Genomic DNA, 25357 nt, shown 5'->3' on the forward strand with positions numbered 1-25357 from the left:
CAGGCGAGCGGAGGCTAGCCGTTGGTGGCGTCGGCGGGCTCGCACGCGTCGCGCAGCGAGCAGGAACCGCAGGCGCTGCCGCAGCCGCCGGGCTCCTCGGCCGGGGCCAGCGCGGCCAGCGCGTTGTTGGCCGCGTTCGCGCCCGCGCCCAGGGTGAACAGCGCGATGATCACCGCGACGGCGGCGACGCCGATGGCCGCGATACCGCCCGCGACCAGCACGACCGCACCGCTGGCGGCGAGCAGGAAGCCGGCGGCCACCGAGGTCGGGGCGGCGATGCGATTGGCGAGGCGGTAGTTCTCCTCGGACTTGATCGCCTCGTCGGAGTGCACGCCGAAGATACGATTCGGCGGCATGGTGCCGGTCCAGCCGAGCACCCCGGTGACCACGGCCACCACCGACAGAGCAAACAGAATCAACGCCACGACCGCCACGCGCCCCAATTTACCTCCGGCGGGTTCGCCGGGGTTCGCGACCCATCGGAGGAGAGGGCGAACGAGACGGCGGTCACTGTCCGGCGGCGAACCCGCCGGATCGCGCCCGGTACGGCGGGGGTGCGAGGTTCGGACCCTTTTTGGGGACCGAGGTAGCCACGCTTTACCCTGGTGGCGGACCTTATCGGGGATCGGCTAGGTAAAGAAGGCAGGACCGTGCAGGACACTCCCGCAACCGACACACCCACCGCGACGGCGGGTGGGGGCAGCGATGTGCCCGCACACCGTTACAACGCCGACCTGGCCGGTCGCGTCGAGCAGAAGTGGCAGGCGGCCTGGCGCGAACGCGGCACGTTCCACGCACCCAACCCGGTCGGCCCGCTGGCCGGCGAGACCCCGGCCGACAAGCTGTTCGTGCAGGACATGTTCCCGTACCCCTCGGGCGCGGGCCTGCACGTCGGCCACCCGCTGGGCTACATCGCCACCGACGTCTTCGCGCGCTTCCACCGCATGCGCGGGCGAAATGTGCTGCACGCCCTGGGCTATGACGCCTTCGGCCTGCCCGCCGAGCAGTACGCGGTGCAGACCGGCGCGCACCCGCGGGTGACCACCGAGTCCAACATCGCGAACATGCAGCGCCAGCTGGACAGGCTGGGCCTGGGCCACGACCGCCGCCGGTCCTTCGCCACCACCGACCCCGAGTACTACAAATGGACGCAGTGGATCTTCCTGCGCATCTACAACGCCTGGTACGACGAGGGCATCGGCCGCGCCCGCCCCATCTCGGAGCTGATCGCCGACTTCGAGGCCGGCAGGCGCGCCGTCCCCGCCGACAACCGGGCCTGGGGTGAGCTGTCCCCGGCCGAGCGCAACACCCTGATCGACTCCTATCGCCTGGTGTACCAGACCGATTCGGTCGTCAACTGGTGCCCGGGTCTGGGCACCGTGCTGTCCAACGAGGAGGTCACCGCGGACGGCCGCTCCGAGCGCGGCAACTTCCCGGTGTTCCGTAAGCGCCTGTGGCAGTGGATGATGCGCATCACCGCCTACTCCGATCGCCTGGTCGACGACCTGGACGAGCTGGACTGGCCGGACAACGTGAAGTCCATGCAGCGCAACTGGATCGGGCGCTCGCGCGGCGCGCAGGTCAAGTTCACCGCGGGCGCGGACGTCATCGAGGTCTTCACCACCCGTCCCGACACCCTGTTCGGCGCGACCTACGTGGTGCTGGCCCCCGAACACGATCTGGTCGACCGGCTGACCGAGGCCACCTGGCCGTCCGGCACCGATGCGCGCTGGACCTTCGGCAACGCCGACACCCCGGCCGAAGCCGTTGCGGCGTACCGCAAGTCGATCGCCGCGAAGTCGGATCTGGAGCGTCAGGAGAGCAAGGAGAAGACCGGCGTCTTCCTGGGTTCCTACGCCACCAACCCGGTGAACGGCGCGCGCGTGCCGATCTTCATCGCCGACTACGTGCTGAGCGGCTACGGCACCGGGGCCATCATGGCGGTGCCCGGCCACGATCCGCGCGACTGGGAGTTCGCCTCCGCCTTCGGCCTGCCCATCGTGGAAGTAGTCGCGGGCGGGGATGTCTCCGAGGCCGCCTACGCCGGTGAGGGCACCCTGGTGAACTCCGGCTACCTGGACGGGCTGGAGATCGACGCCGCCAAGGCGAAGGTCATCGCCGAGTTGGAGGCGAACGGCCACGGCCGGGGCACCATCCAGTACAAGCTGCGCGACTGGCTGTTCGCGCGGCAGCGCTACTGGGGTGAGCCCTTCCCCATCGTCTACGACGAGGACGGCGCGGCGCACGCGCTGCCCGAATCCATGCTGCCGGTGACGCTGCCGGAGATCGAGGACTTCGCACCGGTCACCTTCGACCCGGACGACGCGAACTCCGAGCCGTCCCCGCCGCTGGCCAAGGCCACCGACTGGGTGAACGTCACCCTGGATCTGGGCGACGGCCCCAAGCGGTACCGCCGCGACACCAACGTCATGCCCAACTGGGCGGGCAGCTCCTGGTACCAGCTGCGCTACGCGGACCCCACCAACTCGGAGGCGTTCTGCGCCAAGGAGAACGAGCAGTACTGGCTGGGCCCGCGCACCGCCGAGCACGGTCCCAAGGATCCGGGCGGCGTGGATCTGTACATCGGCGGCGTGGAGCACGCGGTGCTGCACCTGCTGTACGCGCGCTTCTGGCAGAAGGTGCTGTTCGATCTGGGCGACGTGTCCTCCAGCGAGCCGTACCGCCGCCTGTTCAACCAGGGCTACATCCAGGGCTTCGCGTACACCGACGAGCGCGGCGCGTACGTGCCCGCCGCCGAGATCGTCGAGCGCGACGGCAAGTTCTTCTGGACCGATACGACCGGCACCGAGATCGAGGTGTTCCAGGAGTACGGCAAGATCGGCAAGTCGCTGAAGAACGCCGTCTCCCCGGACGAGATGTACGACCTGTACGGCGCGGACACCTTCCGCTTCTACGAGATGTCCATGGGCCCGCTGGATGCCTCGCGCCCGTGGTCGACCAAGGACGTCGTCGGCGCGCAGCGCTTCCTGCAGCGCGTGTGGCGACTGGTGGTCGACGAGGAGACCGGCGCCGTCCGGGTCACCGAGGACGCGCCGTCGGACGAGGCGCTGCGCCTGGTGCACAAGACGATCGCCGGGGTCGACGACGACTACGCCAACCTGCGGGACAACACCGCGGGCGCGAAGCTGATCGAGCTGACCAACTACCTGACCAAGAACTACGGTGACGGCGCCCCGCGCGCGGTGGTCGAGCCGCTGGTGCTGATGCTGGCCCCCATGTCCCCGCACATCGCGGAGGAACTGTGGGAACGCCTGGGCCACACCGAGTCCCTGGCGCACGGCCCGTTCCCGGCCGCGGATCCGGCGCTGCTGGTGGCGGATTCGGTGGAGTACCCGATCCAGGTCAACGGCAAGGTCCGCAGCCGGATCAGCGTCCCCGCCGACGCCGACCAGGCCGCGGTGCAGGCCGCGGCGCTGGCCGATCCGAAGGTCGCGGAACTGCTGGGCGGCAAGGATCCCCGCAAGATCATCGTGGTCCCCGGGCGACTGGTGAACATCGTCGCCTGACCACGCGAACATCCGATTCGGGCCCGGTGCGCGGTGCGCATCGGGCCCGAATCGTCCGTGCGGCAACGACATACATCGCGAGCGGACCGCGGCGCTCGCGAACTTCACGTGGTCGGAAACCGCCGGTCCGCGGTAGCGAGTGGCGATATCCGGGCCGGCCGCAAGCCGGATGCCCGCGGATCTCCGGCCGATCGGCGCGGGGTCGGGCCGATCCGGCCGGAGTGGGCCCTAGCCGGGCGGCAGTAGAACGTCGTCGAGCGTCACCATCGACAGGTTGCGTTCGCGGATGATCTCGACCAGCTGGTCGTAGCAGTGGGTCACGGCGGGCGCGTTGGCGTGGCCGATGATGATCGTCTGCGGGTTGAAATACCTGTGGGCGCACTCGATCAGGTACTGCTCGGTGATCACCCCGGAGTCCGAGAGCGAGCCGTACCACATGGTCGGGACCGTGTAGCCGAGATCGGCGGCGACCCGGTCGACGGTGGCGTTGTGACGGCCGAAGGGCGGGCGATAGTACGGGGTGCCGTCCACGCCGAAATTGTTGCGCAGGAACCGCTTCGCCTGATCCAGCTGTGACGAGACCGCGCCGGCGGAGATCGCGGTCAGGTCGGCGTGATCCCAGGTGTGATTGGCCAGCTGGATCTGCCCGGAATCCACCAGTGGCCGCAGGGCGTCGCGGTGCGTGGTCCAGGAGTCGTAGTAGGCGGTCACGAAGAAGGTGAAGCGCGCGCCGGTGTCCCGGGCGAACCGGATGTACGCGCCGACGACCTCCGGGCTGGCGCCGTCGTCCACGGTCAGGGCCAGCGAGTTGCCCGGGCCGGGCAGCGCCGTGATGGTCCCGGCCGGGATCGCCGTCCGGGGCCCGCCGGGCGGCGGCGGCAGCCGCGGCCCGACCGGGACGGGCGCGGCCTCGGGCAGGGTGCCGCCCCCGGATCCGGAGTCGAGCAACGTGTCACTGCGTGCCGCGGTGCACCCGGTGAGGGCCACCGCGGTTCCGGCCGCCAGCCAGGTGAGCAGATGTCGTCGGTCCATAACTCCCCGGTTATAGCGATTCCGGGTGAACGAGTCACGTACATGACGCGAAATGATTCGAATCGAGAGGAAATCCGCCGCGGGTCGTCACCGTGGCACGGGTCGCAGGACGATCTCGGTCGGATGCGCGTCACGCGGGGTCTCGATCGCGTTGCGCACCGTCCGCGCCACCGTCTCGGCGGTGAGGAACTCGTTCGGTTCGTAGGCGCGCTGTTCCCCGGCGATGATCTCGCGCTGCATGTCGGTGTCGATCCGCCCCGGGTGGATCGAGGTGACGCGCAGGTCCGGCTCCTCGAGGCGCAGCGCGTCGCCGAAGGCGCGCAGGCCGAATTTGCTCGCCGCGTAGACGCCCCAGCCGGCGTTGGCGCGCAGGCCCGCGCCCGAATTGATCAGCACCACATGACCGTTCGCGGCACGCAGTGCCGGAAGCAGTAGCCGCGTCAGTTCGGCCACCGCGATCAGGTTGCCTTCCAAGGTATTCCGCCACTGCGCAACGGACGAATCGGCTATCGTTCCCAGGTCGGCGATTCCGGCATTGTGCACGACCACGTCCAGCCGTTCGATCGTTTCCGTCGCTCGCGCGACCGCGGGATAGTCGGTCAGATCGACCGGCCAGCCTGTGGCGCCGGGCAATTCGCGCAGGATCGGTTCCAGGGCCGCGGGCGTGCGGGCACCCACCAGCAGGCGGTGCGTGGGGGCCAGCTCCCGCGCGATGGCGGCGCCGAGCCCGCGACTGGCGCCCGTGATCAACGCGGTCGGCCGGTCTGTGCTGGTCTTCGCGGAATTCGCCATGCGAACACCGTAACCGGGCGCCCCCGCGCGGCGATGCTCCGGCTAGGCACACCACAGGTTCGAATCATGAGAAGGCGAACAGAGTGCATTCTGGCGTAGCGGAGCCGCCCTCCGACCATCCCGTGCGGCACGCCCACCGCGCATACCTGCGCGTTCCGTCGCAGAATAGGGCGATGACACATCCCGGTTTCACGCCGACCCAGCTCGCGGCCCGCGCCGCCTACCTGCTGCGCGGCAATGATCTGGGCACCATGACCAGTGCGGCGCCCAGACTGTATCCGCACATGTGGAGCTGGGACGCCGCGTTCGTCGCGGTCGGGCTGGCGCCGCTGAGCGTGGAGCGCGCGGCGCTGGAGCTGGACACCCTGCTGTCCGCGCAATGGCGGAACGGCATGATCCCGCACATCGTGTTCGCGAACGGGGTGGACGGGTACTTCCCGGGCCCCGCGCGCTGGGAGTGCCGCCGGCTGGCGGCGAACGCGCCCGACGGCCCGGACACCTCGGGCATCACCCAGCCACCGGTGCATGCCATTGCGGTGCAACGGATCCTGGATCATTCGCGACGGCACGGGCGCAGTACCCGGGCCGTGGCGGAGGAGTTCCTGCAGCGGCGCTGGCCCGATCTCATGCGCTGGCATCGCTGGCTGGCCTACGCGCGCGATCCCAAACAGCAGGGCCGCATCACGCTGTATCACGGCTGGGAGTCCGGGATGGACAACTCGCCGCGCTGGGATCGCGCCTACGCCAACGTGATTCCGGGCCCGGACCTGCCGCCGTACGAGCGGGCCGACCGGCAGGTGGTCGGGGATCCCACACAGCGGCCCAGCGATCGTGAGTACGACAGGTACCTGTGGCTGGTCGAGCAGATGCGGCGCTCGGGCTACGACGATTTCGAGCTCGCCTCCACCATGAGCTTCGCCGTCGAGGACGTGTTCGTCACCGCGATCTTCGCGCTGGCGTGCGACGTGCTCGCCAATATCGGCGAGGACTACAAGCAGCCGCTGGCCGACGTGCGCGAACTCTACGAGTGGGCCGACTACTTCCGGGCCGGGGTCATCGCCACCACCGACGCGCGCACCGGCGCCGCCCGCGATTACGACGTGCGCGCCGACGAGTGGATCGACACCGAGACGCTGGCGGTGTTCGCGCCGCTGCTGTGCGGCGGACTGGGCCGGGACGCGGAACGCCGGCTGCTGCGCCTGTTCGAGGGGCCGCGCTGGTGCGGGCATCCGGATCTGCGCTACGCGCTGCCGCCGTCGACATCACCGGTCTCGAAGGACTTCCGCCCGCGCGAGTACTGGCGCGGCCCGGTGTGGCCGGTGATGAGCTGGCTGTTCTCCTGGGTGTTCGCCCGCCGCGGGTGGGCCGAACGGGCGTTCATGCTGCGTGCGGAGGGCCTGCGCCAGGCCAGCGACGGGACGTTCGCCGAGTACTACGAACCGTTCACCGGTGAGCCGCTGGGCTCGATGCAGCAGTCCTGGACGGCGGCGTCGGTGCTCGACTGGCTCGGGTGACGGGACGTGCTGCCCCGGACCGCCCGTGACCGGGCGGTCTGCCGCGCGCTTATAGCTCGGCCGAGCCTCCTATCAGCGAGAACGGCGGGATTGAGATTCAGCTAACAGTTGGCCGACATGCGGCCCGGTCGCTGGCCAGAGCGATGCGGCTCACATAGCGTCCGCTCGTATGGCAGGACGACACCGGCTGGCCCTGGCGGCCTTCGCCGCGACCGGCATTCTCGCGACAGTGGCCGCCGCCCCCGCGACGGCGGAGGTGAGCGGACCCGACGTCTCGTCCTGGCAGCACATCGACGGGCGCGGCATCGACTGGCACGCGGTCCGCGCGTCCGGCAATCACTTCGCCATGGTCAAGGCGACCGAGGGCCTGAGCTACGTGAACCCGTACTTCGTGCCGGACAGCCTGCTGATGCGGGCGGCCGGGGTGGCGCGCGGGACCTATCACTACGCCCGGCCCGCGCTCGCGCCCGAACCGCAGGCCGCCATGTACGCGGCGGTGGTGCTCGGCCAGAACGGCATGCTGGATCTGCCCCCGGTACTCGACATGGAGGACTCGGGCGGGCTCTCCCCCGCCGCGCTCATCGACTGGACCCACCGCTACCTGAACACGGTGCAGGCGCTGACCGGCCGCACGCCGATCATCTACACGTACCCGAACTTCTGGCGCACGGCGATGGCCGATTCCCATGAGTTCCACCGCTATCCGCTCTGGATCGCGGACTACCGCGGCAACGAGGGACCCGAGGTGCCCGGCGGCTGGCCCGCCTGGACCTTCTGGCAGTACACCGACTCCGGCCGGATCCCCGGCATCGCCGCGGGCACCGACATCAACGTGTACAGCGGCGCCCAGGGCGATTTCGCGCGCTTCGCGAACATGCCGAGCTTCGGCAGCAGCTAGGGCTACACGCCGATCTTGCCGTTCTTCTTCCAGACGGCCACGACCGACGGGCGGGGCTGGCTCGTGCCGCCGTCGGGCCAGTGCGAGCCCGGGTTGTCGGCGCTGTGGCCGTCGAGCTCGCCCGGGTGCTGCACGCAGACCAGGACGCGGTCGGCGGTGACGACCGGGCCGCAGGTCTCCGCGCCGATGGGGACGGTCAGGAACTGTTTGGTCTCACCGCGGCGCTCACCCTCGAGGGCCACCGAGAAGAGGCCGTCGTTGGACTTGAGCGCGTTGCCGTCGGTGGAGATCCACAGGTTGCCGTGCGGGTCGAAGGCCAGGTTGTCGGGGCAGGAGATCGGGCTGACCTTGGTCTTGTCGAAGCCCGCGAAGTAGGTGTCGGCGGCCTTGGGATCGCCGCAGACCAGCAGCAGCGACCAGGTGAACGACGTGCCCGCGTGGTCGTCGACCAGCTCCAGGATCTGGCCGTTCTTGTTCTGGTTGCGCGGGTTGGCCTCGTCGGCGCCGGCCTTGCCCTCGGTGCCGCGGTTGCTGTTGTTGGTCAGCGCGACGTAGACCTTGCCGGTCTTGGGGTTGGCTTCGAAATCCTCGGGGCGGTCCATCTTGGTCGCGCCGACCTTGTCCCCGGCGACGCGGGTGAACACCGCGACCTCTTCGGCCGACATGCCGTCGACCAGGGAGCGGCCCTTACCGTCCGCGCCGGTCTCCAGGATCGGAATCCACTGGCCCTTACCGGTGAACCCCTTGTCGGAGGGCACCTTTCCGGTGCCGTCGATCTGATCGGGATGATCGCCGGTCAGTTTGGCCACGTACAGCGTGCCCTGGGCCAGGATGCCCATGTTCGCCTGGCGGCTGGCGGCGGTGTTGCCGGGCTGAATCTTCTTGGCGGACACGAACTTGTACATGTACTCGAAGCGCTCGTCGTCGCCGGAGTACGCGACCACGGTGCCGTCGCCGGTGACGTGGATGTTGGCGGCCTCGTGCTTGAACCGGCCCAGCGCCGAGTGCTTGACCGGGGTTCCGCTGGGATCCCACGGGTCGACCTCGACCACGTAGCCGAAGCGGTGCGATTCGTTGGGCTCCTGCGCCACGTCGAAACGCTTGTCGAAAAGCTCCCAGCGGCGGGGCATTTCACCCTGGCCCGCGCCCGGGTGGCCGAGGCCGTAGCGCTTGCCCATCGCCTGCAGAGCAGGATCGGCGATCACCCCGGCGAAGTACTGGTTGAAGTTCTCCTCGCCGGAAAGCACGGTGCCCCAGGGGGTCACGCCGCCGGAGCAGTTGTTGAGGGTGCCGAGCACCTTGGCGCCGGTGGGATCGGCGGAGGTCTTCAGGAAGGCGCTGCCCGCCGCCGGGCCGGTGACCTTGAATTCGGTGGTGCCGGTGATCCGCCGGTTGTACTGGCCCATGACCGGGGTCAGCTTGCCGCCGCCGCTCTCGCCCTTGACCTCGACCACCGAAAGCCCGTGCGCGGCAAGGGCGATCTCGACCTGTTCCTTGGTCGGGGTTCCGGGGGTGTACCCGGTGAACATGTACGGCTCGGTGGTGTATTCGTGATTGACCACCAGCAGGAAGCTGCCGTCGCGGCCCTCGATGGGCAGCAGCGCGGCGAAGTCGTTGTTGAAGCCGAACTGCTGGGCCTGCGCCGCGGCGGTCTGCTTCGCGAAGTCGAACGCGGGCGCCCCGGGCAGCACCGGATCGCCCCAGCGGATCACCACGCCCTGGTCGTACCCCTCGGGAATCACCACCGCGTCCTGCTTGTTGGGCGCGATCGGTGTGAAGTCGGTGCCGATCCCGGTACCCGGATCCGCTTCGGCCGCACCGGCTTTGTCATCGCCGCAGGCCGCGAGCAGGCTGCCCGCCCCGACCGCGAGCACCGCGGCCGCGCTGCCCTGGAACAGGCGACGGCGCGAGATGGCCGCGACGATGTCGCCGAAGTACGCGCCGTCGGAGGTGTTGGGCACCTCGTGGAAGCAGGCGTTGCCGCACTTGTACTGACAGGTGATGGAGGCGCGCGACGAGGCCCCGTCGTGCTTCACGAAAAGGGCGAGGGGTTTCAGGCTCACAACATGCTCCCGGGGTTGGACTGTCGCGCGCACGGTAACCAGGCCAGAAGAGCCGCAGAAGACAAGCAGATGAACGGACGACCAATTAGGTTGCCCTTAGTTAGCCGACGGGATGCGGGGCCGCCGCGTCAGACGACGGCCCCGCGTCCCGGATGAATTACAGCACCTGCGAGAGGAACTGCCGCAGGCGCGGCGTGCTCGCGTCGTCGAAGAGCTCGTCCGGCGCGCCGGTCTCCACCACCAGCCCGTGATCCATGAACACCACCCGATCCGATACCGAACGGGCGAAACCCATCTCGTGGGTCACCACGATCATCGACATACCGCCGGCGGCCAGGTCGGTCATGAGCGCGAGCACGCCCTTGACGAGCTCGGGATCCAGCGCCGAGGTCGCCTCGTCGAAGAACATGAGCTCGGGTTTCATGGCCAGCGCCCGGGCGATGGCCACGCGCTGCTGCTGGCCGCCGGACAGCTGCGCCGGGCGCACGTCGGCCTTGCCCGAAAGTCCCACCGCCGCCAGCTGTTCCAGCGCCAGCTCGCGGGCCTGATCCTTGTCCAGACCGCGCAGCTTGCGCGGGCCGAGCGCGATGTTGTCGGCCACGCTCAGGTGCGGGAACAGGTTGAAGTGCTGGAACACCATGCCGATGCGCTGGCGCAGCGCGTCCGGGCTCTCGGCCAGCACCGACTTCCCGTCCAGCGCGATGTCGCCCGCGGTCGGCTCGTGCAGCCGGTTCAGCACCCGCAGCAGCGTGGACTTGCCCGAGCCCGACGGTCCGATGACCGTGGTCGTCTTGCCGGCGTCGACGTGGATGTCCACGCCGCGCAGAATCTCGTTGCCGCCCAGCGTCAAACGCAAGCCGGTTCCGGTGAGCGAGGCACTCATGCTCCACGTCCTTCGGTGATCACGGCCTGTTCGACCGGCTCGGTCGGATCCACCCGGCGGCCGGTGCGCAACCGCCGGTCGATGTAGTTCACCAGGTGGGTCAGGGGGACCGTCAGCACCAGGTACATCAGGCCCGCGGCCACCAGCGGGGAGAGATTTCCGGTCTGCGCGTTGAGATCCCGGCCGACGGCGAACAACTCGCGCTGGGTGGCGAGCAGACCCAGGAAGTAGATGAGCGAGGAATCCTTGATCAGGGCGATGAACTGGTTCATGAGCGCGGGTAGCACCCGGCGCACGCCCTGCGGGATGACCACCAGCGTCATGGCCTGGCGGTAGCCGAAGCCGATGGCGCGCGCGGCCTCGAGCTGGCCCGGTTCCACCGATTGGATGCCGGAGCGGAAGATCTCGCCGATGTAGGCCGAGGCCAGCAGCGCCAGCGCCACCACGCCCAGCCAGTACGGGTTGTTGCCGGTGATGTTCTTGACCAGCGGGCCGACGCCCAGGCCGATGATCAGGATGATGACCACGGCGGGCAGGCCGCGGAACACGTCGGTGTAGACGCGGGCGGGCCAGCGCAGCCAGCGGGTGCGGGAGATGCCCGCCACGGCCAGCAGCATGCCGATGACGGTGCCCAGCGCACCCGAGACCAGCGCCAGGATCAGGGTGTTGGGCAGGCCGGTCTTGATCAGATCCGGGAACGCCTTGCGGTACAGCGACCAGTCGAAGAAGGTGTCCTTCAGCTGTTCCAGGGTGGATTTGGGTTGCGCGGGCTCGTAGTCCCCACCGCCGTCCCCGCGTTCGGCAGCGATCTTCGCGAAGTCCGGGAGCTGCGGCGCGGCAACGGCTTTGGAACCGGGCTTCCAGCCCGGCGGGATCTCGCGCGGCACCCAGTCCTGATACAGGCGCGCGTAGGTGCCGTCGGCGATGACCGCGTCCAGCCCGGCGTTGAGCGCGTCGGTGAGCGGGCGGTTGTCCTTGCGCACCGCCCAGCCGGTGTAGTTGTTGAGGCTGAAGGTGTTCTGCGCGATGGTGGCCGGATCGCCCGGCTTGATCGCGCCGATGGCCTGCTGCGACGGCGCGACCCAGGCGTCGATCTGCCCGGTCTTGAGATTGGCGTAGGCGGTGTTGTAGTCCGGGAACTTCACCGGGTCCAGGCCGAGTTCGTTGACCACGTACTCGTCCTGCACGGTGCCCTGCACGACGCCGATCCGCGTGCTCTTGTTCAGGTCCGAGAATGCCTCGATACCACTGGTTTTCGGTACGACGAGGGAGAAGTAGCCGAAGTCGTAGCCGTTGGTGAAGCCGACCAGCTCGCGGCGGGCGTCGGTGCTGGTGATGCTCGAGGACGCGGCGTCGAAGCGGCCGTTGGCCACCTGGGCCAGCAGGCCCGAGAAGTCGGTGCCGGTGAACTCGACCCGCAGGCCGAGCTTGGCGCCGACCGCCTTCAGCAGCTCGTTGTCGAAACCGGTGAACTCGCCGGCGGAGTTCACGCAGATGCTCGGCGGGGCGTCGGACAGCGTGCCGACGCTGAGCTTGCCGGGTGTCAGCAGGCCGAGTGTGCTCGTATCGATGCGATCGAGCGGTTCGGTGGTGGCCGTCGTGTACTTGTCCGAGGCCGGTGACTGCTGCCCCGAGGCCAGATTCGTGGGGGCGGCGCTGGCGGCCGACAGGCCCGGCGGCGAACACAGATCACCACCGCCCGGGGCGGCGGTGCCGGAGCCCACACCGATAGTCGCGACCCCCGCCAGAGTGACCAGCAACACCCCCGCGACCGCAGTCACGCGAGATCGCCACCCGGGGCGACGGGGATCGGCTGTGCGCAAGCGAACCATGACTAGCCACCCTAGCGGCGCATGGTCGTCGAGCCAGAGTTGCAGTCCGGCGGAGTCCAGATGAATATCGGCCGGGAATCCGGGGTACCCCCGCGCGGGGTCCCCGGATCAGCAAACCTCAGGCGATGCCGGCGACGGACTCCGGGTTGAACTCGTTGCGCCAGCGCACGGCCTCTTCCACCACGCTCAGGTCGTAGTCCGGGCCACCGGTGCCGACGGTGAACAGGGTCGCGCCCGCCTTCACGAAATCGGCCGCCTTGTCCGCGCCCGGCCAGTCGACCGACTTTTCGATGGCGTTCACATCGGTGCCGACCTCGGCACAGTGCTCGGCCAGGATGCCCGACTTACGCTCGAGCACATCGAGTTCGGCGAAGCTGTGCCAGATGTGCGCGTATTGGGCGACCAGGCGCAGCGTCTTCTTCTCGCCGCCCCCGCCGATGAGGATCGGAATCTCGCGCACGGGTTGCGGATTCAGCTTGGCCAGGCGATCGGTGATGCGGGCCAGGTAATCCTTGAGCAGCGCCAAACGGCTTCCGGCGGTACCGAAGTCGTAACCGTAGGCGTCGTAGTCCTTCTGGAACCAGCCCGCGCCGATGCCGAGCACCAGGCGACCGCCGGAGATGTGGTCGACGGTGCGGGCCATGTCGGCCAGCAGGTCCGGGTTGCGGTAGCCGCCGCCGGTGACCAGCGCGCCCAGTTCCACCCGCTCGGTCTGCTCGGCGACCGCGGCGAGCATGGTCCAGCACTCGAAGTGCGCGCCCTCGGGATCGCCGTACAGCGGGTAGAAGTGATCCCAGTTGAAGACGATGTCCACCCCGGCGTCTTCGGACCGGCGCACCGCATCGCGGATGAGCCCGTAATTGGGCGCGTGCTGCGGCTGCAATTGCACTCCGATACGAACCGGTCGGCTCATGAACGCTCCTCGCCTCGGCAATCTCCTGGCCCGAACCGGCCGGGCCATGTCCGGATCCGAGGCTACCTTGATATCGTGCCCGGGCCCGGACCTCGAGGTCCGGAACCACCCCCTCTACTCGGATCGTCCGGCACGTTCCTGCCGGTGAAGGGATGTGCACCGTGGCAACGGTGACTTTCGATCAGGCCACGCGTTTGTATCCGGGCGGCGACAAGCCCGCGGTGGACGCACTGAACCTGGAGATCGCCGACGGCGAATTCCTGGTGCTCGTCGGGCCGTCCGGCTGCGGCAAGTCCACCTCGCTGCGCATGCTCGCCGGACTCGAGGAAGTGAGCACCGGGCGGATCCTCATCGGCGACAACGACGTCACGCACGCCGAGCCCAAGGAACGCGACATCGCCATGGTGTTCCAGAACTACGCGCTCTACCCGCACATGAGCGTGGCCGAGAACATGGGCTTCGCGCTGAAGATGGCCAAGGTCTCCAAGGCCGAGCGCGCCGAGCGGGTGCTCGAGGCGGCCAAGCTGCTCGACCTCGAGCAGTACCTGGATCGCAAGCCCAAGGCGCTCTCGGGTGGTCAGCGCCAGCGCGTGGCCATGGGCCGGGCCATCGTGCGCCAGCCGCAGGTGTTCCTCATGGACGAGCCGCTGTCGAACCTGGACGCCAAGCTGCGCGTGCAGACCCGCACCCAGATCGCGCAGTTGCAGCGGCGGCTGGGCACCACCACGGTGTACGTCACCCACGATCAGGTCGAGGCCATGACCATGGGTGATCGCGTCGCGGTGCTCAAGGACGGGCTGCTGCAGCAGTGCGCCTCCCCGCGCGACCTGTACCGCAACCCCGCCAACCTCTTCGTGGCCGGGTTCATGGGATCGCCGGCCATGAACCTGTTCACGCTGCCGGTCGAGCAGGGCGCGGTCGCGCTCGGCGGCTACCGGTTCGGGGTGCCGCGCTCGGTCGTCGAGGGCACCTCGGGGTCGGTCGTGGTCGGTATCCGGCCCGAGCACTTCGAGCCCACCGGCAACGGCGGGGGCGTGGCCATGGAGGTCGACGTCGTCGAGGAACTCGGCTCGGACGCCTACATCTACGGGCGCACCATCGGCGGCATCGGCGCCGGGGAAACCATTGTGGCGCGCGCGGATTGGCGCAATCCGCCGCCCAAGGGGGCGCAGCTGACGCTGAACGCGGGGGCCGAGCACATCTACTTCTTCAACCCCGAGACCGGCGCGCGGCTGAACTGAGCCACGGCACGGATTCCGTACGCGAGCAGCGTGAACGGCGTCGTCCCTACTTCCGGGGACGGCGCCAGTTCTTGTTGACGCGGACACGCAGATTGTCCAGGGGCACTTCGGTTCCCGAGTCGGTGATCAGCGCGGCGCGCACCGGTTCACCGGTGGTGTCCTCGAGCCGCTCCAGCGGGGGCGTGCCGTCCTGCAGGTACTGGTCACCCCACTGCCACAGCGCGACGACGGCGGGCAGCAGGTCCGCGCCCATGCGGGTGAGGACGTATTCGCTGCGCGTGCGTTTGCCCTCCTCCTGATACGGGCGTTTTTCCAGCAGGCCGGCGTCGACGAGTTTGCGCAGGGCGGTCGAGGCCGCGGCGTCGGTGATGCCGACGCGGCTCGCGAAACCGTCGAAGCGGCGGGTGCCGTAGTAGGCCTCACGCAGGATCAGGATGGCCGAGCGGGTGCCGATGATGTCCATCGCCTTGGCGATGGAGCAGCCGTCGGGCTGCCACGCGCTCAGATCGGCGAGCGGTCCTTCCAATACGACAGACATGGCACACATCATACAACTCTGACTTGCCTCTACTATGGCCAGCTCGTAATCTGACTTTATCGACATATAGTCAGGTACCCCGCAAGGGGCTCCGAGAAGGACATGCCATGAGAGACGCAGTCATCGTCGAAGCGGTACGCACTCCGATCGGCAGGGGTAAGGCCGACGGCGGCCTGCACGGGGTACATCCGGCCGACCTGTTCGCGCACAGCCTGCGGGAAGTGGTGCGGCGCAGCGAGATCGACCCGGCGCTCATCGACGACGTGATCGGCGGCGTGGTGACCGCGGTCGGCGAGCAGGGCAGCAACCTCACCCGCCGGGCCGCGCTGGCGGCCGGATATCCCGAATCCGTGCCGGCGACGACCGTGGACCGGCAGTGCGGGTCGAGCCAGCAGGCCATTCACTTCGCCGCGCAGGGCGTGATCGCCGGGGCGTACGACATCGTCGTGGCGGGCGGCGTGGAATCCATGAGCCGGGTTCCCATGGGCGCCAACATGATCGGCGCCGAGGACGTGAGCGGCGCCGGGTTCGCCGAGCGCTACCCGGAAGGGCTCGTGCCGCAGGGCATCAGCGCCGAACTCATCGCCGCGCGCTGGGGGCTGACCCGCGCGCAGCTGGACGACTTCGCGCTCGCCAGCCACGAGAAGGCGGCACGGGCGACGAAGAACGGGCTGTTCGAGAGCCAGCTCGCGCCGCTGAGCGGGCTCGACGCCGACGAGGGCATCCGCGTCGGCAGCACGGCGGAAACGCTGGGGAAGCTGCGGCCCGCGTACTACAGCCCGGAGATGGCGGCCCGGTTCCCGCAGATCGGCTGGAACATCACCGCCGCCAACGCCAGCCAGATCAACGACGGCAGCTCCGCGGTGCTGATCATGACGAGCGAGCGCGCCGCCCAGCTCGGGCTGCGCCCGCTCGCCCGCCTGCACAGCTTCGCCGTGGCCGGCGACGATCCGCTGCTCATGCTCACCGCGGTGATTCCCGCGACGCGAAAGGTGCTCCAGCGCAGCGGTCTCGAGCTGTCGGACATCGACCTGTTCGAGGTGAACGAGGCGTTCTCGTCGGTGGTGCTGGCCTGGGCCGCCGACACCGGCGCGGATATGTCCAAGGTCAACGTGAACGGCGGCGCCATCGCCCTGGGCCACCCCCTCGGCGCCTCCGGCTCCCGCCTGGCCACGACCCTGGTGCACGCCCTGCACGAGCGCGGCGCGCGCTACGGCCTGCAAACCATGTGCGAGGCGGGCGGATTGGCGAACGCCACGATCTACGAGCGCCTCTGAGTCACGCCCAACCGCCCGCCCCGGGTTCCGGGGCGGGCGGCCGGGCTTTCACGAGTCGGCGGGTCACACGCTCACGAGCGAGCGGACCGGTCCCTGGTTCACAGCCGGGTGAGCGGTCGCGGCGCACGGCGGGTTCGGTCGACCCTCACAGCGATACGGCGACGACGGCCGCCAGCAGTCCCAGCAGCAGCGCCTCGGCCATGAGCGGAAACGCCAATATGGCCGTCCGCCAAGCGGGCTGACGCAACCGAACGGCACGCAACACCCACAGCGGCACCACCATGAGCGTGACCGCGATCCCCGCCCACCCCACCGCGTAGGCGTACGGCAGGTACCGGGTCTCCCCCGTCTCCCGCGCGAGCACCTCGTACTTGGGCACGACCCCCACCGCCACCCACGCGCAGGCCGCCGCGAGAACGTAGATCACTACCGCGACAACGACATCCGCCCGCCGCACCGGCGGTCGCCAGTAGTCCGCCATACCCCGGATTTCCCGCCCGCCCCACCCCCGAAACACCCATTTCCCCCGTCACCCGATGCGAAGCGTCCGCGCCCTGTCCGGTCCCCGCTCCGGAAGCTCATTCCGCCGAAGGGTCGGTGGGCGCCACCTCCGTCGACACCCGCACCTCTCGGCACCGATAGTGACCGAGCCGGTGAAGATCGAGGCGTGATGCGACGACGGCTGCCGACAGCGGAAATCCCGGCGGGGCATGGAGATCGAGGTTCGGCCGATGCCGCAGGGTGGGCGACCTCGGCGCACCACCTTCGGCGCGCCACGATCGAGCGCCGGGGCGGTGACGGCCGGGCAGGATGCCCCGGCGGGGCGGGGTGTCGCGTCAGTTGACGGCGCCGCCCACCAGGAAGTGGCCTATCGCGCCTGTTATCGCGATGATCGGGAGGGCCAGGGCGGGGTAGATCCAGGCGCGGCGGCCGGTCATGGCGGCCACGGCGGTCAGGATCAGGGCGGCCACCAGGGTCAGGGAGAGGCCGCCGCCGCCGATCAGCAGGCCCCAGAGGCCCTGGGCGGGTGGGCGTTGCACTATGCACTCGACGGTGAAATCGCGCTTGGCCGAGCAGCGGTTCTTGACCAGGTCGAAGAACTTGCCGAACAGGTCGTAGGACCACAGGGCGGCTACCACCAGATTCACCAGGTAGATCCCGCCCGCCAGGAGGAGATCCTTGCGGCGGGTGGGGGCCGCCTTCGCGGATGCGCCGGTGTCCGGGGCCGGATCGCCCTGCCCGCCGGGGCCTCCGGCGGGATCGCCTGCGCCGCCGGGGTTTCCGGCGGGGCCGTTCGGGCCGGACGGGATGTCGTACGCCTGGGTCGCGCCGTCGTAGGGGGAGAAGGCGGGGGTCGCTCCGGTGTCCGGGCCGAACTTCCCGGCGGGTCGCGCGTCGCCGCGCGGACCGGCGAACGCGGGATTCGCGCCGGTGTCGGGGCCGCCGAAACCGCCCGGGCGGGCATCACCGCGACCGCCGGGCACGGCGGGGTTCGCGCCCGTGTGCGGGCCGCCACCCTGGGGCGGAATCGCCCGGCGCACCGTCGGCGACGAATCGGCCGGACTCTGCGCCGGGTTCGGCCCGCCCTGCGGCTTGGACATCACGGGCGCTTCCGGACTCTGCTGCGGCCCGCCGGGACCGGACGGCGGCCCCGGCTCCCACGAATTCCGCTGCGGCGGTGCACCACTCGGCGGCTGACCCGGACCACCCGCACCCCGGGACTGGCCCGGACTGCCCGGTCCCTGCGGCTGCTGGCCATACCCACCCGGCTGCCCCGGACCGTGCGGCTGTCCGTACCCACCCGGACCCTGCGGCTGACCCTGTGGTCCCGGCCCGCCGGATCCCTGCCCCTGTCCGCCGGGACCCTGCTGTTGTCCCGGCCCACCGGGCCCCTGCGGCTGCCCGTAGTTGTCGGATCCCGGCCGACGCCCCGGCCCGCCCGGACACTGCGGCTGACCGTGTCCCGGCTGTCCCGGACCACCCGCGCCGTGCGGCTGCCCATAGCTATCGACACCTTGCTGGCGTCCCGGCCCCTGCGGCTGACCCGGGTTACGCTGCGGCCCCGGCCCTCCCGGCGCCTGCTGACCCGGCCCCTGAGGGTTGCGCTGCTGCGCGGGATCACCGGACCGCCCCTGATTGTTCGGTCCCGCCGGGTAACCCGGCCCGCCCGCGCCGTTCGTCATTGGAAGATCTCCCGTTCGTGGATGCCCGGCCCCGCCCGACATGTGTTGTCCCGCACCCTCCGCCGCGCCCCCGAAGGCCCGGCCGCGAGGCTGATTCCGTTCACCCGGTCCGGGCAGCTGTCCGCCCCCGCCCGGCGAAAAGTTCTGTCCGCCCGCACCGCCGAAGGCGGGCAGGTCACCCGTGGCAGGCCCGGGACTCGGCCGATGTCCACCCGGATTGGGTGGGTAAGACTGGCCACTCGGCCCGCTCATCACCGGCAAATCGCCGGTTCGCGGCTGTCCAGCGGCACCCGGAACCGATTGCCCCGCAACACCTGGAAGGGGGTAGCCGGGCAGTGGCAGGTCGCCGGTACGAGGGTGCCCCGGCGGCGGGAACGACGGTCCGCTCGGAGCGGACGGCGAGCCCGGGATGAGGGGTTCCGCACCCGGTCCACCATGGCTGGTCGGGGGACCGGGGAGAGGCGGGGAGCCCGCGCCGGGCTGACTCGCGAACGGGGCCGGTACCGGCGGCCCGGGCGGTGCGGCACCCGGAGGGGGGTGGCCCGGGCGCGAGCGCGGGTCGTCCGCCCCCGGCCGTCGCGGTTCGTTGGGCGGAAACATGATTGGTGGGCTCCCCCGGTCGATCGTCGTCATCCCGATTCTGACCGCATACGGGGGCGACCGCTACCCCGGGTCCGGCGAAGGGGATTCGGGGCGAACGCGCTGGGTAGGCTGCACGATGATGAGTGACGAACCCGGTGGACCGGACTTCGATGCCGCGGTCGTGTACGCCATACCCATGCGGACGCGATTCCGCGGCATCACCGTGCGCGAGGGGATGCTGATTCCCGGTCCGCTCGGCTGGGGCGAGTTCTGCGCGTTCCCCGAATACGACGACCGCGAAGCCGCGAACTGGCTGGCCACCGCGGTGGAGCAGGTGAGCGCGGGCTGGCCCCCGCCGGTGCGGGATCGGGTGCCGGTCAACTGCATCGTGCCGGCCGTCGGACCGGACCGGGCGCGCGAGATCGTCGCCGCCTCGGGCTGCCGCACCGCCAAGGTGAAGGTCGCCGACCATCCCGATTCCCTCCCCGAGGATCTGGACCGGGTCGCCGCGACCCGCGAGGCCCTCGGCCCCGGCGGCGCGGTCCGCGTGGACGCCAACGCGGTCTGGGACGTGGCCACCGCCATCGACCACATCACCCGAATCGACCGTGCCGCGGGCGGTTTGGAGTACGTCGAACAGCCCTGCCGCACCATCGAGGAGCTCGCCGAGGTGCGCCGCAAGGTCACGGTGCGCATCGCCGCCGACGAATCCATTCGCCGCGCCGAGGACCCGCTCCGCGTGGCGGTGGCCGGCGCCGCCGACATCGCGGTACTCAAATGCACGCCCCTGGGCGGTGTCCGGCGCGCCCTGCGCGTCGCCGCGGCCGCCGGGCTCCCCTGCATCGTCTCCTCCGCCCTGGAATCCAGCGTCGGCCTCGCCGCCCAGATCCGCCTGGCCGCCACCCTCCCCCACCTCGACCTCGCCTGCGGCCTGGACACCCTGTCCCTGCTCACCGGCGACACCGTCACCGACTCCCTGCGCCCGGTCGACGGCTACCTCACCGTCCCGCCCGCACCGCCCGCCCCGGACCCAGACCTCCTCGAGCGCTACCGCCACCCCGACCCCGCCCGCGAACTCTGGTGGCGGCAGCGGCTCGACCGCGTCCGGAAGCTGCTCCCGGACAGCTGACGCGGCTACCCGGCCTTCGGGCGGGCGCTCAGTCGCCCGAGCGCGCGCCGATGCGCACGCCGCAGTCGAACATGGTGCTGCGCATCAGAAGTGCCGCCTCGGGACCGATCACCCCGGACAGCAGGTCGAGGTAGCGATCGCAGAACTCGGGACCGTGCGGGGCCGAATCCGCCGGGGACGGGTCCAGGTGGTGGGCTATTTCGTGCAGGATCACCAATTCCCGCAGCGCCCAAGCGGTTCCGTGGGCGTGCAGCGGAACGGCCAGGACCGCCTTCCCCGCCTCGTAGTGGGCCGCCTTCGCGCCCGCACGGGCCCGCACGGTGATCGGCCGGGCGGCGGGCTCCCACTGTGCCCGAACCCAATTCAGCGCCAGCACCCGATCCGCGTAGGTCTGCACCGACTCCACCGACGCGAACCGCCGCTCGATCGGCAGCGTCACCTGCGAGCCGAACACCTCGATGCCACGCGCGCCGAACTCGTCGGCGCGGTCGAACACCCCGCGCACCAGCATTTCCGCGTCGTAGACACGGGCGCGCTGGGCGTCTCGCACACTCAACGCATCACCGATCATCCTTCCCCGCGCGGCAATTGCCCACGGGGACCGTCCAGTTCGGCGTTGTTCCCGAGCCGGGCCGCGCGCCCGGCGCGATCACCGGCCCGCCGCGCGGCCGAGGAGTACGCCGCCGAAGCCTGCGGCCCCTGCCACGTCCCGCGCGCCTCGGAGGTGCTCCGGTAGAAATCCGTGAGCTCGATCTCCTTGTTGCGCAGCGCCACTGCCGTACCGGTGGGCGGCGCGCCCGGCGCCGCGGGCCCGGCGTCACCGCGCACCGCCTCGGCCTCCACCTCGGATTTGATCTCCGCCAGCCGCCGCCCGATCCGGGCCGCGAACGCCATCTGGAAATTCAACCGCGCCGTCACCGCCGCCACCGGGGCCTGCACCGTGCGCTGCACCTGCCTGCCCCAGCGCGTGGTCTCGACCACCAGTTTCTCGGTCGTGGCCGTGCGATAGGAACCCGATTTGATGTAGTGGTCCGAGGCCCGCACCATCTGCACGATCAGGCTCCCGTAGAGCGCGGCGCAGGTGTCGATATCTGTGTCGAAACCGTAGGCGTAGACCGTGGTCGAGGTGCGGGCGACATCACAGCGAACATCGTTCGCGGCGGCGATCGCCACGAACAACTGGACGTAGGTCCGCAGTCCCTTCTTCCCGGACTCGCCGATCGGAATGACACGCTGAACCGGCGTCGGCCTGCGCTCACGACTCGCCACGTGGGCGCGCGCGACCGTGAGATCGATCGCGGACCGCGTCGCGAGCTTCTGAGCTGCGGCGAGGAAGGCTTCGGCCTCGTGTTCGTTGTCGGTGGACTCGGCCTGCCGGAGCAGACCACCGATCCTGGTGAGTAACTTGTCCTGTGCAGACATCGGCACTCAGCCTAGCTGGGCGGATGTCTGCGGTGGCGGGCGCGAACCCCGAGGTAGTCCCGGCACACAGAGTTCCCACCATGTATCTTCCCTTGTGCAACCGGCTGAGTGTGCTGCCGCTCACGTCTCGACCCTGGAGTATCCGCGATGGTTTTGAAGAAGGTGTCGTCCCTACGATCGTCGCTCGTGCCGCGTGCCGCGATGGTGGTCACCTCAGCAGCGCTGCTGACCGTGACGTTCGCCAGCGCGTGCTCCAGCGACAGTGGTAGCAACCCCACCTCGCAGAACCTCACCGGCCGCGGGCCCATCACCTACGTCGAGGGCAAGGACACCACCGAAACCGGTGCGGTCAAGCAGCTCATCGACCGCTGGAACGCCTCGCACCCGGACGAGAAGGTGACGTTCAAGGAGCAGTCGAACGACGCCTCCCAGCAGTACGACGACCTGGTGCAGCACATGAAGGCCAAGCAGTCGGACTACGACGTGGTCGCGCTCGACGTGCCGTGGACCGCCGAATTCGCCGCCCAGGGCTGGATCCAGCCGCTCAAGGACGGGTTCAGCATCGACACCTCCACGCTGCTGTCGCCGCCGGTCGCCTCGGCCACCTACAACGGCACCCTCTACGCCGCGCCGCGAAACACCAACGGCGGCCTGCTGTTCTACCGCAAGGACCTGGCCCCCGAGCCGCCCAAGACCTGGACCGACCTGCTGGCCGCCTGCCCCAAGGCCGCCGAGGCCGGAATCGGCTGCTACGCCGGGCAATTCGCGCCCTACGAGGGTCTGACCGTGAACACCGCCGAGGTCATCAACGCCTTCGGCGGCAGCTTCGTCGGCCCGGACGGCAAGTCCCCCACCGTGAACAGCCCGCAGGCCAAGGCCGGCCTGCAGGTGCTGGTCGACGCGTACAAGAACGGCGAGATCCCGAAGGAAGCCATCTCCTTCAAGGAGCCCGAGAGCCAGAACGCCTTCGTCAGCGGCAAGCTCATGTTCATGCGCGGCTGGCCGTCCACCTTCGGTGACGCCGGCTCGGACGCCTCCGCGGTGAAGGACAAGTTCGGCGTCGCCCCGCTGCCCGGCAAGGACGGCGTCGGCGCCTCCACCCTCGGTGGCTACAACGCGGCCATCAGCTCGTTCTCCAAGAACAAGGCCACCGCACTGGACTTCCTGCGCTTCCTGATCTCCGAGGACGCCCAGCACATCGTTGCCTCGGGCGCCCTGCCGTCCGTGCGCGCCTCGGTGTACGACGATCCGGCGCTCATCGCCAAGATGCCGTACCTGCCCGCGCTCAAGGAGTCCATCGCCTCGGCCGTGCCGCGTCCGGTGACCCCCTTCTACCCCGCAGTGTCCAAGGCCATCCAGGACAACGCCTATGCTGCCCTGACCGGCACGAAGTCGGTAGACGCCGCGATCGACGGTATGCAGAAGGGCATCGAGACCGCCGGTCGGTAGACCCGGCACGAGCTGCCCCGACGAGTCAGTCGCGTAGGAGAAGAGAACAGGTGTCACGTCCTTCGGGAGCGACCGAGGTCGCGTCCCCCGACTCCACCAAGTCCGTGAAACCCGCACCGCCGTCGAAGCGCCGATCCGGCCTACCCGGATCGGCCAAGGCCTGGCTGTTCGTCAGCCCGGTGCTGCTGGCCCTGGCCGTCGTGATCGGCTACCCGGTGGCCAGCGCCCTGTGGATGTCCTTCCAGAAGGATCAGGGACTCGACCCCGCGACCGGCATGTTCGTCGAGGGCGGCTCCGCCGGCTTCGACAACTACACGCACTGGCTGCTGCAGCAGTGCACCAACGGCCTCGGCGAGACCGTCAGCTGCCCCACCGGCAACCTCGGCTCGCAGTTCTGGACCGCGATCGGCATCACCCTGCTGTTCACCGTGGTGACCGTCGCGCTCGAAGCCACCATCGGCCTCGGCATGGCCGTCATCATGGGCAAGACCTTCAAGGGCCGCGCCCTGCTGCGCGCAGCGGTGCTGATCCCGTGGGCCATCCCCACCGCCGTCACCGCGCGGCTGTGGGAGTTCATGTTCCAGTACGACGGCGTGGTCAACCGGGTGCTCGGCACCGAGATCCTGTGGACGGCCGATCCGTGGGCCGCGCGCTTCGCGGTCATCGCCGCCGACGTGTGGAAGACCACCCCGTTCATGGCGCTGCTGATTCTGGCGGGACTGCAGGTCATTCCGAACGACGTGTACGAGGCCGCCCGGGTCGACGGCGCGTCGGCGTGGCAGCGTTTCGTGCACATCACGCTGCCGCTGCTCAAGCCCGCGCTGCTGGTGGCCGTGCTGTTCCGCACCATGGACGCGCTGCGCATGTACGACCTGCCCGCGATCCTGACCCAGGACAATCCGCACACCCGGACCATCTCGATGCTGGTGGTCGATCAGGTGCGCCAGGGTCCGAACAGCGCCTCGGCGCTGTCCGTGATCACCTTCTTCCTGATATTCGCGGTCGCGTTCATGCTGGTGAAGGTGCTGGGCGCCAACGCGGTTCGCACTCAGGAAGAGCAGCGGAAGGCCCACTGATGAACGTGAGCATGTCGAAATCTCCCGCCGTGGACGAGGTGCGGGCCGCCGCCTCCCCGAAAGCGCCCGCCCCGCAGGCGGTTCCGTGGACCAAGCGACTGGCCTCCGCGCGGGTGTACCTGGGCGCGCTGATCGTGCTGGTCTGGGGCCTGGGACCGTTCTACTGGATGGTCGTCACCGCGCTGCGCGATCCGGACTACACCTTCGACAACACCCCGTGGCCCACCCACGTGACGCTGGAGAACTTCCGCGACGCCTTCGACACCAGCCGCGGCAACGATTTCGGGCGCGCGCTGGTGAACAGCGTCGCGATCGGCGCGGCGACCACGGCGGTCGCGCTGGTCATCGGCGTGATGGCCGCCTACGCGCTGGCCCGGCTGACCTTCAAGGGCCAGTACCTGGTCTCCGGCGTCATCCTGAGCGCGTCGATGTTCCCCGCGGTGGTGCTGGTGACCCCGCTGTTCCAGCTGTTCACCGATATCGGCTGGATCGGGCACTACCAGGCGATGATCATCCCGAACATCTCGTTCGTGCTGCCGATGACGGTCTACATCCTGGCGTCGTTCTTCACCGAATTGCCCTGGGAGCTGGAGGAGGCGGCGCGGATCGACGGCGCCTCGCGCTTCCAGGCGTTCCGGCTGATCATGCTGCCGCTGGCCGCGCCCGCGGTGTTCACCACCGCGATCCTGGCCTTCATCGCCTCGGTCAACGAGTACCTGCTGGCGCGCCTGCTCTCGGTGGACTCCACCGAGCCGGTGACCGTCGCCATCGCCCGCTTCTCGGGTAACAACCCGCAGGTCGAGCCGTACACCGCGATCATGGCGGCGGGCACGATCGTGACCATTCCGCTGGTCATCATGGTGCTGCTGTTCCAGCGCCGGATCATCTCCGGCCTCACCGCGGGCGGCGTCAAGAGCTGAGCCCGCGCGGGGAGCATTCGAAACTTCGCGAAACAGCAGGGGTTTCGGCGGTCATCGACCGCCGGAACCCCTGTCTCGTTCGCGCC

Annotated in this window: 21 protein-coding genes; 9 read left to right on the top strand and 12 right to left on the bottom strand. The window is 69.7% G+C overall.

Annotation, left to right across the window (positions count from 1 at the left end):
- Positions 1–14 precede the first annotated feature (14 nt).
- Positions 15–434, bottom strand: coding sequence for an SdpI family protein (locus ACWDOP_RS19990; protein WP_454200969.1), 420 nt, complete (start codon positions 432–434; stop codon positions 15–17).
- A 216-nt stretch (positions 435–650) separates the two neighbouring features.
- Between ACWDOP_RS19990 and leuS the strand changes: the two genes are divergently transcribed.
- Positions 651–3527, top strand: a complete 2877-nt coding sequence (gene leuS / locus ACWDOP_RS19995; RefSeq protein WP_454200968.1) for a leucine--tRNA ligase — start codon at positions 651–653, stop codon at positions 3525–3527.
- A gap of 228 nt (positions 3528–3755) precedes the next feature.
- Here the strand turns inward: leuS and ACWDOP_RS20000 are convergent, their stop codons facing one another.
- Complete coding sequence (locus ACWDOP_RS20000; RefSeq protein ID WP_456346286.1) at positions 3756–4559, bottom strand: polysaccharide deacetylase family protein; 804 nt, start codon at positions 4557–4559, stop codon at positions 3756–3758.
- A gap of 87 nt (positions 4560–4646) precedes the next feature.
- Positions 4647–5351, bottom strand: coding sequence for an SDR family oxidoreductase (locus tag ACWDOP_RS20005; protein WP_456346287.1), 705 nt, complete (start codon positions 5349–5351; stop codon positions 4647–4649).
- Positions 5352–5524: 173 nt separating this feature from the next.
- On the opposite strand from ACWDOP_RS20005, the gene ggh reads away from it, so the two are divergent.
- Together ggh and ACWDOP_RS20015 are read left to right on the top strand one after the other, a co-directional pair.
- On the top strand, positions 5525–6865 hold the full coding sequence (gene ggh / locus ACWDOP_RS20010) for a glucosylglycerate hydrolase (protein WP_456346288.1): 1341 nt from the start codon (positions 5525–5527) through the stop codon (positions 6863–6865).
- A gap of 169 nt (positions 6866–7034) precedes the next feature.
- Positions 7035–7763, top strand: a complete 729-nt coding sequence (locus tag ACWDOP_RS20015) for a glycoside hydrolase family 25 protein (protein ID WP_454200964.1) — start codon at positions 7035–7037, stop codon at positions 7761–7763.
- A 2-nt stretch (positions 7764–7765) separates the two neighbouring features.
- Here ACWDOP_RS20015 and ACWDOP_RS20020 read toward each other — a convergent pair whose 3' ends face one another.
- The 4 genes from ACWDOP_RS20020 to ACWDOP_RS20035 all read right to left on the bottom strand — a co-directional run bounded on the left by ACWDOP_RS20020 (position 7766) and on the right by ACWDOP_RS20035 (position 13454).
- Positions 7766–9826 (bottom strand): PhoX family protein, encoded by a 2061-nt coding sequence (locus tag ACWDOP_RS20020; RefSeq protein ID WP_456346289.1) that lies wholly within the window; start codon positions 9824–9826, stop codon positions 7766–7768.
- Positions 9827–9983: 157 nt separating this feature from the next.
- On the bottom strand, positions 9984–10709 hold the full coding sequence (locus ACWDOP_RS20025; RefSeq protein ID WP_456346290.1) for an amino acid ABC transporter ATP-binding protein: 726 nt from the start codon (positions 10707–10709) through the stop codon (positions 9984–9986).
- Positions 10706–12541 (bottom strand): ABC transporter substrate-binding protein/permease, encoded by a 1836-nt coding sequence (locus ACWDOP_RS20030; protein WP_456346291.1) that lies wholly within the window; start codon positions 12539–12541, stop codon positions 10706–10708. Before ACWDOP_RS20030 ends, ACWDOP_RS20025 begins: the two co-directional genes overlap by 4 nt.
- 118 nt (positions 12542–12659) lie before the next feature.
- Positions 12660–13454: an LLM class F420-dependent oxidoreductase gene (locus tag ACWDOP_RS20035; protein ID WP_456346292.1), complete on the bottom strand. Its 795-nt coding sequence runs from the start codon at positions 13452–13454 to the stop codon at positions 12660–12662.
- Between the two features lie 161 nt (positions 13455–13615).
- On the opposite strand from ACWDOP_RS20035, the gene ACWDOP_RS20040 reads away from it, so the two are divergent.
- Positions 13616–14695 (top strand): ABC transporter ATP-binding protein, encoded by a 1080-nt coding sequence (locus ACWDOP_RS20040; protein ID WP_454200959.1) that lies wholly within the window; start codon positions 13616–13618, stop codon positions 14693–14695.
- 46 nt (positions 14696–14741) lie between these two features.
- Here the strand turns inward: ACWDOP_RS20040 and ACWDOP_RS20045 are convergent, their stop codons facing one another.
- Positions 14742–15233, bottom strand: a complete 492-nt coding sequence (locus ACWDOP_RS20045) for a winged helix-turn-helix transcriptional regulator (RefSeq protein WP_456346293.1) — start codon at positions 15231–15233, stop codon at positions 14742–14744.
- A gap of 107 nt (positions 15234–15340) precedes the next feature.
- Between ACWDOP_RS20045 and ACWDOP_RS20050 the strand changes: the two genes are divergently transcribed.
- Positions 15341–16510 carry a thiolase family protein gene (locus ACWDOP_RS20050; RefSeq protein ID WP_456346294.1) on the top strand — a complete coding sequence of 390 codons (1170 nt, stop codon included), beginning with the start codon at positions 15341–15343 and terminating at the stop codon, positions 16508–16510.
- 145 nt (positions 16511–16655) lie between these two features.
- On the opposite strand, the gene ACWDOP_RS20055 is transcribed toward ACWDOP_RS20050, so the two are convergent.
- Positions 16656–16991, bottom strand: coding sequence for a hypothetical protein (locus tag ACWDOP_RS20055; RefSeq protein WP_454200956.1), 336 nt, complete (start codon positions 16989–16991; stop codon positions 16656–16658).
- 355 nt (positions 16992–17346) lie between these two features.
- Positions 17347–18111 carry a hypothetical protein gene (locus tag ACWDOP_RS20060; RefSeq protein WP_456346295.1) on the bottom strand — a complete coding sequence of 255 codons (765 nt, stop codon included), beginning with the start codon at positions 18109–18111 and terminating at the stop codon, positions 17347–17349.
- 1303 nt (positions 18112–19414) lie between these two features.
- Here ACWDOP_RS20060 and ACWDOP_RS20065 point away from each other — a divergent pair.
- Positions 19415–20404 carry an o-succinylbenzoate synthase gene (locus ACWDOP_RS20065; RefSeq protein ID WP_456346296.1) on the top strand — a complete coding sequence of 330 codons (990 nt, stop codon included), beginning with the start codon at positions 19415–19417 and terminating at the stop codon, positions 20402–20404.
- Positions 20405–20432: 28 nt separating this feature from the next.
- Here the strand turns inward: ACWDOP_RS20065 and ACWDOP_RS20070 are convergent, their stop codons facing one another.
- Positions 20433–20960 (bottom strand): TIGR04338 family metallohydrolase, encoded by a 528-nt coding sequence (locus tag ACWDOP_RS20070; RefSeq protein ID WP_456346297.1) that lies wholly within the window; start codon positions 20958–20960, stop codon positions 20433–20435.
- Positions 20961–20971: 11 nt separating this feature from the next.
- Positions 20972–21826 (bottom strand): DUF2786 domain-containing protein, encoded by an 855-nt coding sequence (locus ACWDOP_RS20075; RefSeq protein WP_456346298.1) that lies wholly within the window; start codon positions 21824–21826, stop codon positions 20972–20974.
- Between the two features lie 147 nt (positions 21827–21973).
- On the opposite strand from ACWDOP_RS20075, the gene ACWDOP_RS20080 reads away from it, so the two are divergent.
- The 3 genes from ACWDOP_RS20080 to ACWDOP_RS20090 all read left to right on the top strand — a co-directional run bounded on the left by ACWDOP_RS20080 (position 21974) and on the right by ACWDOP_RS20090 (position 25271).
- Positions 21974–23275 (top strand): ABC transporter substrate-binding protein, encoded by a 1302-nt coding sequence (locus ACWDOP_RS20080; protein WP_456346299.1) that lies wholly within the window; start codon positions 21974–21976, stop codon positions 23273–23275.
- A 104-nt stretch (positions 23276–23379) separates the two neighbouring features.
- Positions 23380–24351: a carbohydrate ABC transporter permease gene (locus ACWDOP_RS20085; protein ID WP_456346353.1), complete on the top strand. Its 972-nt coding sequence runs from the start codon at positions 23380–23382 to the stop codon at positions 24349–24351.
- A gap of 11 nt (positions 24352–24362) precedes the next feature.
- Complete coding sequence (locus ACWDOP_RS20090; protein WP_456346300.1) at positions 24363–25271, top strand: carbohydrate ABC transporter permease; 909 nt, start codon at positions 24363–24365, stop codon at positions 25269–25271.
- Positions 25272–25357 lie beyond the last annotated feature (86 nt).

The sequence above is a fragment of the Nocardia sp. NPDC003693 genome (assembly GCF_053981095.1).

Bases quoted from the DNA above. Each gene is read 5' to 3' on its own strand.
- ggh (WP_456346288.1), top strand. From the start codon at position 5,525: ATGACACATCCCGGTTTCACGCCGACCCAGCTCGCGGCCCGCGCCGCC.
- ACWDOP_RS20015 (WP_454200964.1), top strand. From the start codon at position 7,035: ATGGCAGGACGACACCGGCTGGCCCTGGCGGCCTTCGCCGCGACCGGC.
- ACWDOP_RS20055 (WP_454200956.1), bottom strand. From the start codon at position 16,991: ATGGCGGACTACTGGCGACCGCCGGTGCGGCGGGCGGATGTCGTTGTC.
- ACWDOP_RS20080 (WP_456346299.1), top strand. From the start codon at position 21,974: ATGGTTTTGAAGAAGGTGTCGTCCCTACGATCGTCGCTCGTGCCGCGT.
- ACWDOP_RS20075 (WP_456346298.1), bottom strand. From the start codon at position 21,826: ATGTCTGCACAGGACAAGTTACTCACCAGGATCGGTGGTCTGCTCCGG.
- ACWDOP_RS20045 (WP_456346293.1), bottom strand. From the start codon at position 15,233: ATGTCTGTCGTATTGGAAGGACCGCTCGCCGATCTGAGCGCGTGGCAG.
- ACWDOP_RS20035 (WP_456346292.1), bottom strand. From the start codon at position 13,454: ATGAGCCGACCGGTTCGTATCGGAGTGCAATTGCAGCCGCAGCACGCG.
- ACWDOP_RS20050 (WP_456346294.1), top strand. From the start codon at position 15,341: ATGAGAGACGCAGTCATCGTCGAAGCGGTACGCACTCCGATCGGCAGG.
- ACWDOP_RS20090 (WP_456346300.1), top strand. From the start codon at position 24,363: ATGTCGAAATCTCCCGCCGTGGACGAGGTGCGGGCCGCCGCCTCCCCG.
- ACWDOP_RS20060 (WP_456346295.1), bottom strand. From the start codon at position 18,111: ATGTCCAAGCCGCAGGGCGGGCCGAACCCGGCGCAGAGTCCGGCCGAT.
- ACWDOP_RS20005 (WP_456346287.1), bottom strand. From the start codon at position 5,351: ATGGCGAATTCCGCGAAGACCAGCACAGACCGGCCGACCGCGTTGATC.
- ACWDOP_RS20000 (WP_456346286.1), bottom strand. From the start codon at position 4,559: ATGGACCGACGACATCTGCTCACCTGGCTGGCGGCCGGAACCGCGGTG.
- ACWDOP_RS20065 (WP_456346296.1), top strand. From the start codon at position 19,415: ATGAGTGACGAACCCGGTGGACCGGACTTCGATGCCGCGGTCGTGTAC.
- ACWDOP_RS20030 (WP_456346291.1), bottom strand. From the start codon at position 12,541: ATGGTTCGCTTGCGCACAGCCGATCCCCGTCGCCCCGGGTGGCGATCT.
- ACWDOP_RS20025 (WP_456346290.1), bottom strand. From the start codon at position 10,709: ATGAGTGCCTCGCTCACCGGAACCGGCTTGCGTTTGACGCTGGGCGGC.